Here is a 7,692-nt window from a genome sequence, read left to right on the forward strand (position 1 = left end):
GGTGGGCAGTCGGCCAAGCGTCCAGCAGTGGCTTGAACAATTTGTGCATTACTATAATCATCAGAGACCACATCAATCGCTCAACAATCAAACACCAGTCGAGGAGGAGCTAAACTAGACAGTGCCCTACGTATCCAATTATCAGGTGTGGTATCAATCTTAGAACGCCTATAACGCGAATATAATCCATGATTGGGCCGTCAAAGGAGAAAAACGTTCTGACCACCCATCTAGTCATAATTAAAAATGCCAAAAATAACCAGATAGCCATCAATGTTAGATATATGGGTAATCAGAGAGGAGAGCACCTTCGAAACCGTACGTGAACGCACCGACAATCGTTTCGATGGCCGTAGCAACGACGAAGGGAGAGTTGATGAAGGGATGAAGCAGCGTCCGCCGCCCGGTCCGAGAATACCACGGACGGCGAACGTAACCATCGAGAACCGCGAGATGGCGAGTGTGACGCCGAAGAGCACGGAACTATGGACTGTACGGACTGTACGGGTTACTGTTGCTCCTTCAGGTCGCGCCACACGTCTACCAATGCGTTCTCGACTTCGGGACGGTCACCGACAGACACGTCGATACCATCACTCTGAAACGAGATTGCGACGCTATCGATGTCACGTCGGTACACTTTCGTCCGGCGACCTTCGTTCGAAAACTCCCGCCCGGTCAGTTCGAGCAGGTTCGCCTCGGTGAGCTCTTCGATTCGGCGATAGCTGGTCGCTATCGGGATACCAAGCTCCTCGCTTAGCTCCTGTGCGGATTTCGGTTCGTGTGTTGCGTCGAGTATTTCGGCGTTGTATTTGTTACCGAGCACCCGCAGCAGTTCCACAGACCCCATCGGTTATCGACTTTGATAACAAGAGCATAAAAAGATACCGTCACCCTCGTCACAGAAACTTAATTTGAAAGTATTAGAATTGTAGAGGAGTCTGACCGAAGTGAAACGGAGTTTTCGTGAGATAGCCTTCAGCGGAACAGTAAAGTGGATCCCCAAAGGAGAATCATTCATGTCAAAAATAATTTCTGAGTTGCAGGTGTTAGTTTTTCGTCTCGAAGACAAACAGTACTGCATCGATATCGCGCACATCGACGAGATCGTGGACCGTCACGAGTTGACGAAACTTCCCGATTCGAAACCACACGTTGAAGGGGTCATGGACCTCCGGGGAACGACGACGACCATCGTCAACCCGAAAACCGTCCTCGGGCAGACCGGGTCCGGGGCAGGTGACCGGGTGATCGTTTTCGAGACGGAAGACGAGCGAAGCATCGGATGGGTAATCGACGAGGTAAATCAAGTCGTCAGCCTCGACGACGCCGACGTGGACGAGTCGGTCGAGAGCAAGTCCGTTCACGGCGTCGTTCGGCAAGACGATGAGTTCGTCATTTGGGTCAAACCATCCGCCATCAACATCTGAGCCCACACGACACGGCGAAAATTCAGTTCCCACTTTTCTTGTCGCGGTCGTCCACTGAACTCGTTCACGTCGATGGTGGTCCCCGTAGGACGTCTGTATCCAGTGTTGGCAGGGCCAGTTCGGTATCCGTTCGCTTCCGCCAGTGACGGAACGAAAGTAGCCGGTTCGTACCGAGTGGTATCGAGCGTACCGCCTGCGAAATGCCTTCTCGGCATCCATCTAGCGGAGACAAGTACGACATCATTGGAGAGGTCTAAGATCGACCTTCAGACCGGTCAGAGGGCGTATAACAAAGAGGTAATCCGGGTATTCGTAATTACCGTTCATCCCCGAATTGGAGATATCGGGGTATTGGACATAGCGGAGTTGCCTATGAGATTCCCGAACGATAGACGAACAGATATCGGAAGTCGTACCGTCCATTGGAACCACCTGCGAACGCTTCGTCGGCAATGAGTGACAACTGGGAGGTATTCGACTAATGTGTGGTATCATCGCCCGAGTTGGCGAAACGCAAGACGCGGTAGACGAGTTGCTCGTCGGGCTCGAAAACCTCGAATATCGAGGCTACGATTCGGCCGGACTCGCCGTCAAAAACGGGGGAGGCCCAGCGGTCTTCAAACGTGAAGGCCAAATATCACACCTGAAGGAGTTGTTGATAGACGAAGTCCCGTCCGGCGGCCTCGGCATCGGACACACCAGATGGAGTACGCACGGACCACCGACCGACGAAAACGCCCATCCGCACACCGGCTGTGACGAAAAGGTCGCTGTCGTTCACAACGGCATCATCGAGAACTACGAGTCGCTCCGAACGGGGCTCGTCGAACGTGGTCACACGTTCGAAAGCGACACCGATACCGAGGTGATCCCGCATCTGGTCGAGGATCATCTCGAACGCGGTGCGACGCCGGAAGAGGCGTTTCGGCGGACGATCCGAGAGCTCTCGGGGAGTTACGCCGTCGCGATGTTGGTCGAAGGAAGCGATGCCGTGTACGCGACTCGGTCGGGGTCGCCGCTCGTCCTCGGTGTCAGGGAAGGAACCCACTTCCTCGCCAGCGACGTCCCCGCCTTCTTGGATTTCACCGACGAGGTGATCTTCCTCGACGATGGTGATGTCGTCGTCATCGAACCCGGCCAGCACGAGATAACGAAACTCGATGGAACGCCGGTCGAGCGCACCAGTCAGACGTTCGATTGGGACCCACAGGATGCTGGGAAGGGTGGCTACGACCACTACATGCTGAAGGAGATTCACGAACAACCGACGTCACTCCGTCAAACGCTCCGTGGGCGTGTTGACCAAACGACCGGCGATATCTCGCTGGAGGATTTCCCGACAGGGACGTTCGAGGACGTTCAACGCGTTCAGTTCGTCGCCTGCGGGACGTCCTACCACGCGGGTCTCGCCGGAAATAGCTTCGTGGAACGTCGCGGGGTCCCTGCCCAGACGTTCCTCGCAAGCGAGTACGCCGTCTCCCCGCCACCGGTGGACGAGGAGACGCTCGTCGTCGGTGTCACCCAGAGCGGCGAAACGGCGGACACCCTCTCGGCCTTACGACGGGCGAACGCGAGCGGTGCACGGACGCTCGCGGTGACGAACGTCGTCGGTTCCACCGCCGCACGCGAGTGTGACGACGCGCTGTTCATCCGGGCCGGTCCGGAGATCGGTGTGGCCGCCACGAAGACGTTCTCCTCACAAGTCGCCTCGCTGTCCCTCCTCGGCGAGCGAATCGTCCGGGACACGGTCGGCACGCGAAGCGACGGCATCGAGGAAGTGCTGTCCGCCTTTGGCGACCTGCCCGACCACATCCAACAGATCCTCGATTACACGAAAGCTCACCGCGTCGCAAAACGCTACCACGACAGCGAGTCCTACTTCTTCATCGGCCGGGGGACGATGTTCCCGGTCGCGCTGGAAGGGGCGCTCAAGTTCAAGGAGATTTCGTACGAGCACGCGGAAGGCTTCGCGGCGGGCGAACTGAAACACGGACCGCTCGCGCTGGTGACGCCGGCAACCCCGGTGTTCGCCGTGTTCGACGGCCGTCACGACGAAAAGACCCTGAACAACGTCAAGGAAGTCGACGCTCGCGGTGCGCCGGTCGTCGCGGTGGCGAGCGATTCGAACGAGGCGATCTTCCAGCACGCGGACGACGTGTTGACGATTCCCGATACGCACCCCGATGCGGCGGGAATCCTCGCCAACGTCCAGTTGCAACTGCTCTCGTATCACGCCGCCGCCCTCCTCGACCGACCCATCGACAAGCCACGTAATCTGGCGAAGAGCGTGACTGTCGAATGAATCGACCGGGTAATCCTCGCTTACCCACCCGAACGAAACTGAACGGTCGGCGCGGTTTAATCGCGTTCCGACCGGGTTTTCGACAGACATGAACGCCGTCGTCCTCTCGCTCGACGCCGAACTCGCATGGGGGTATCACGATCTCTCGGAAGTCAAGGAGAACGTCGAGACCGCACGAACGTCGTGGTCTCGACTTCTCGCTCTGTTCGACGAGTTCAACATCCCCGCGACGTGGGCAGTTGTCGGTCATCTCTTTCTCGAATCGTGTGATGGGACGCACTCGAACCATCCGACATCGACGGACGACTGGTTCGACCGTGACCCCGGTAGCAGTGCGTCGGAGAACCCGTTCTGGTTCGGTGACGGCCTGATCGATGCCATCATCGACGCCGACGCACGACACGAACTCGGCTGCCATACGTTTTCACACGTCGAACTCGGCGACGAGGCGACGAATCGGGAGGTCGCAGTCGCGGAGACACGACGAAGTATCGAAACCGCGGACGACGCGGGGTACTCCCTCAAATCGTTCGTCTTCCCACGAAACAAGATCGGTCATCGGGACGTGCTCGCCGCCTACGGACTCACGTGCTACCGCGGCGAGCGACCGGAACTCTGGTACGACGGGTCGCGCTTCCAGTCGCTCGGAAAGCTCATCGATTTGCTCGTGAGCAGGACGAGTCCGCCGCTCGTCACACCCGAAGTCGACGAGTACGGACTGGTGAACATCCCGGCGTCGATGTTCCTGTTCGGTTACGAGGGACGGGCGCGAACCGTCACCGAACGGCTTTGGGGAGACCCGCTCATTCGCTCGGCGAAGCGCGGCATCGACCGCGCTGCGGACGCCGACGAAGGGGTTTTTCACCTCTGGATGCACCCGAACAACTTCACAGAGGAACGGGACTTCGAGCGATTGCGAACGATCCTCGAACATCTCGCAACCCGGCGCGACGAAGCGAGGCTTCAGGTCCGGACGATGGGCGAAATCGCGGGTGCGATTCGCGGTAGCGATCCCGCGACGACCCGAACGCCCATCGGTCCGCGGTAGCGGCCGGTTCTCTCGAATCGATTTTTCTCGTCGTCGCTCAGCGTTTCGATAGAGTAGGCTGCTGCTGCTCGGCCGATCGGGATACATTCTCGACCAGTCGGAGTGCTTCGGGACGATTTTGCTTACTCCAGTCGGTATTCGGAGGGGAACCGTCGGAAACAGCTCCCAAATACGCCGAGTAGACACACCCAGACCCCTCGAAACAAGCCCATAACAAAGCGAACCCCGATGGTGAAACCGGTAGAGCCACGGGCAGGTGGACTGCCCCGGCAACGATAACTTATGTCGATGGAAACTGAGAGCCCGGAACGGGCGTTCGTCCTCGGACTGGACGGCGTCCCATGGGATTTGATTCGGCGATGGACAGGGGAAGGACAGCTACCGAACTTCTCTCGGTTGCTGGAGGAGGGTGCGTCCGGCCCGCTAACGAGTACGACACCGGATTCGACACCGCTAGCATGGCCGACGATCGCGACCGGCGTCTGGCCCGATAAGCACGGACTGTACGGCTTCCAACACTTGGAGCGGGGGTACACCCACCGGATGAACACCAGCGCGGACGTTCGCCGTCCGGAACTGTGGGACATCATCTCGCCCGCCGTCGTCGGCAACGTTCCGATGACGTACCCGGCGAGCGACATCGACGGGTCGCTCGTCACCGGGATGATGACCCCGGAGATGGACGACGGGTTCACCCAACCGCCCGAGTTGGCGGACGAAATCGCGGACGAGATTCCGGACTACCAGATCGGCCTCTCGTGGGACGAGTACCGCGACCGCCCCGAGGAGTTCCGCGCGGAACTGGCGAAGCTCCTCTCGACGCGTCGAACCCTGATGCAACGGTTGATGGAGGAACAGTGGCGGCTGTTCTTTTTCGTCTACACCGCCCCCGACCGCCTCCAGCACCTCATCTGGGAGGACGACGTGCTTCTCGAACACTACCAGCAACTGGACGAGATTCTGGGGGAAGTGATGGAGTACATCGAATCCCGTGATGCGGTACTGTTCGTCGTCTCCGACCACGGTTTCGGTCCGATTTCTCGGTTCGCCTTCCTCAACACGCTGCTCGAACGCGAGAACCTGCTGACGCGAAAGAGCGGCAACGGGACGCGAGGAACGCTCGCCAAGATGGGGCTGACGAAGGACCGGGTCGAGGGATTAATGGCCCGCCTCGGCATCAACGAAAAATCGCTCATCGAGCACCTTCCACGGGGGTTGGTCGATTCCGTCGCCACGCACGTTCCCGGGAACCACAGCCTCTACGACGTGAACTTCGAGGAAACGGTCGCATTCGCCCACGGGTCGGGTAACGTCTACATCAACGACACCATGCGCTTTGACCCCGGCGTCGTCGCGCCCGCCGACGTACCCGCGCTCAAGGAAGAACTCCGAACACTGTTCGAAGGGGTGACTGACCCGGAAACGGGCGAAACCCCCCTGAACGTCCACGACGGGGACGAGGTGTTCCCGACGGACCCCTACTCACCCGATCTCGTGGTCAAGGGCATCGAGGGGTACGAAACGGCCGTGTCGCTCACCCGTTCGGTGTTCAGGGACAGCGGGAGCAAGGTCGCCAGTCATCGCCCCGAGGGAATCTTCTTCGCGTGGGGGGCCAGTATCGAAGCGGAATCGACGGCGAACGAAGCGAACGTCACGGACGTCGCCCCGACCCTGCTTCACGCGTTGGACGAGGCGGTCCCCTCCGACGCCGACGGTCGCGTGTTGAAGGAGATCTTCCATCCCAACTCCAAACCGGGACGGCGGGCCGTCTCACAGCGGGATTACGGTAAATCCGGGGAGACCGAAGCCGTCGAAGCGGACTTCGACGGCGTGGAAGATCGACTCCGCGGTCTGGGGTACATGGAATGAGCGGCGGACGACGATCGGTCGACGACTCGGTCGTTCCACGCGGCCAAACGGTTCTCATCACGGGTGGCGCGGGGTTCGTCGGCAGCCACCTCGCCGAAGCGCTCGTGGACCACAACGAAGTCCGAATCCTCGACGATTTCTCCGCCGGAAAGCGCGGTAACCTTCCGACTGACGTCACCATCATCGAGGGAGACGTGCGCGACCCGACGGTCGTCGATGAGGCCATGTCCGGCGTCGATATCGTCTTTCACGAGGCCGCGATGGTCAGCGTCTCGAAGTCGGTCGAACAACCGCTCCGGAGCCACGCCGTCACCGGCGACGGGAGCCTGCTCGTCCTCGACTGCGCTCGACGGGAGGACGCGCGGGTCGTCCTCGCCTCCAGCGCCGCGGTGTACGGTCATCCCGAATCCGTGCCGATTCACGAATCGGCGGGAAAGCGACCGACCTCTCCCTACGGCATCGACAAACTGACCGCCGATCTGTACGCTCGCCGATTCTCCGACCTCTACGGGCTCGAAACGGTCGTCCTACGGTATTTCAATATCTATGGACCGCGGCAGAACCCCGAGTACAGCGCCGTCGTCCGTACCTTCTTCGACCGTGCGAACGAGGGCGAGGACATCGCCATCGAAGGTGACGGAACCCAGACCCGCGATTTCGTCCACGTCGACGACGTGGTGCAGGCCAACTGCCGCGCCGCCACGACCGACAGGGTCGGAGAAGCGTTCAACATCGGCACCGGGTCGAGCGTCACGGTTCGCGGCCTCGCTGAAGCGATCCGCCGCGTGACCGACTCCGATTCGGAGGTCGTTCACGTCGATCCACGACCGGGCGACATCGACGACAGCAGGGCGGACATCACGCGAGCGAGGGAGGGACTCGACTACGAACCGACCGTCTCGCTCTCCGAAGGTCTCGATTCGCTCGTCGGCGAACTCACGGTCTGATCGAATTTTTCCCCCGTTCAGGGCCACCATAACAAAGGTAGTCCCTCCCCAAGGGTAAGACGAGGAAGGGTGGCTCAGTGGTAGAGCACCACCAAC

7 protein-coding genes are annotated in these 7,692 nt (G+C 59.9%); 6 read left to right on the plus strand and 1 reads right to left on the minus strand.

The annotated features are described in order from the left end of the window. A partial coding sequence (locus WBV42_RS18770) for an integrase core domain-containing protein (RefSeq protein ID WP_423987389.1) occupies positions 1–118 on the plus strand: 118 nt, incomplete at its 5' end. A gap of 390 nt (positions 119–508) precedes the next feature. Here the strand turns inward: WBV42_RS18770 and WBV42_RS18775 are convergent. Continuing rightward, on the minus strand, positions 509–850 hold the full coding sequence (locus WBV42_RS18775; RefSeq protein ID WP_253227331.1) for an ArsR/SmtB family transcription factor: 342 nt from the start codon (positions 848–850) through the stop codon (positions 509–511). 169 nt (positions 851–1,019) lie between these two features. Here WBV42_RS18775 and WBV42_RS18780 point away from each other — a divergent pair, with 169 nt between their 5' ends. The 5 genes from WBV42_RS18780 to WBV42_RS18800 all read left to right on the plus strand — a co-directional run bounded on the left by WBV42_RS18780 (position 1,020) and on the right by WBV42_RS18800 (position 7,596). After that, complete coding sequence (locus WBV42_RS18780) at positions 1,020–1,430, plus strand: chemotaxis protein CheW (protein ID WP_423987384.1); 411 nt, start codon at positions 1,020–1,022, stop codon at positions 1,428–1,430. A 481-nt stretch (positions 1,431–1,911) separates the two neighbouring features. Continuing rightward, on the plus strand, positions 1,912–3,732 hold the full coding sequence (gene glmS, locus WBV42_RS18785) for a glutamine--fructose-6-phosphate transaminase (isomerizing) (RefSeq protein WP_423987385.1): 1,821 nt from the start codon (positions 1,912–1,914) through the stop codon (positions 3,730–3,732). A gap of 88 nt (positions 3,733–3,820) precedes the next feature. Further along, positions 3,821–4,780: a polysaccharide deacetylase family protein gene (locus tag WBV42_RS18790; RefSeq protein WP_423987386.1), complete on the plus strand. Its 960-nt coding sequence runs from the start codon at positions 3,821–3,823 to the stop codon at positions 4,778–4,780. Between the two features lie 282 nt (positions 4,781–5,062). Continuing rightward, positions 5,063–6,649, plus strand: coding sequence for an alkaline phosphatase family protein (locus WBV42_RS18795; protein WP_423987387.1), 1,587 nt, complete (start codon positions 5,063–5,065; stop codon positions 6,647–6,649). After that, entirely contained in the window at positions 6,646–7,596 is a 951-nt protein-coding gene (locus WBV42_RS18800; protein ID WP_423987388.1) for an NAD-dependent epimerase/dehydratase family protein, read from the plus strand. The genes WBV42_RS18795 and WBV42_RS18800 overlap by 4 nt, the downstream gene beginning before the upstream one ends. Positions 7,597–7,692: the final 96 nt, after the last annotated feature.

Source organism: Haladaptatus sp. (assembly GCF_049589095.1).
Lineage (GTDB): Archaea > Halobacteriota > Halobacteria > Halobacteriales > Haladaptataceae > Haladaptatus.

What these genes read in the sequence shown, in the direction of transcription:
- WBV42_RS18790 (WP_423987386.1), top strand. Translation starts at nt 3,821, where the DNA reads ATGAACGCCGTCGTCCTCTCGCTCGACGCCGAACTCGCATGGGGGTAT.
- WBV42_RS18775 (WP_253227331.1), bottom strand. Translation starts at nt 850, where the DNA reads ATGGGGTCTGTGGAACTGCTGCGGGTGCTCGGTAACAAATACAACGCC.
- WBV42_RS18780 (WP_423987384.1), top strand. Translation starts at nt 1,020, where the DNA reads ATGTCAAAAATAATTTCTGAGTTGCAGGTGTTAGTTTTTCGTCTCGAA.
- WBV42_RS18800 (WP_423987388.1), top strand. Translation starts at nt 6,646, where the DNA reads ATGAGCGGCGGACGACGATCGGTCGACGACTCGGTCGTTCCACGCGGC.
- glmS (WP_423987385.1), top strand. Translation starts at nt 1,912, where the DNA reads ATGTGTGGTATCATCGCCCGAGTTGGCGAAACGCAAGACGCGGTAGAC.
- WBV42_RS18795 (WP_423987387.1), top strand. Translation starts at nt 5,063, where the DNA reads ATGTCGATGGAAACTGAGAGCCCGGAACGGGCGTTCGTCCTCGGACTG.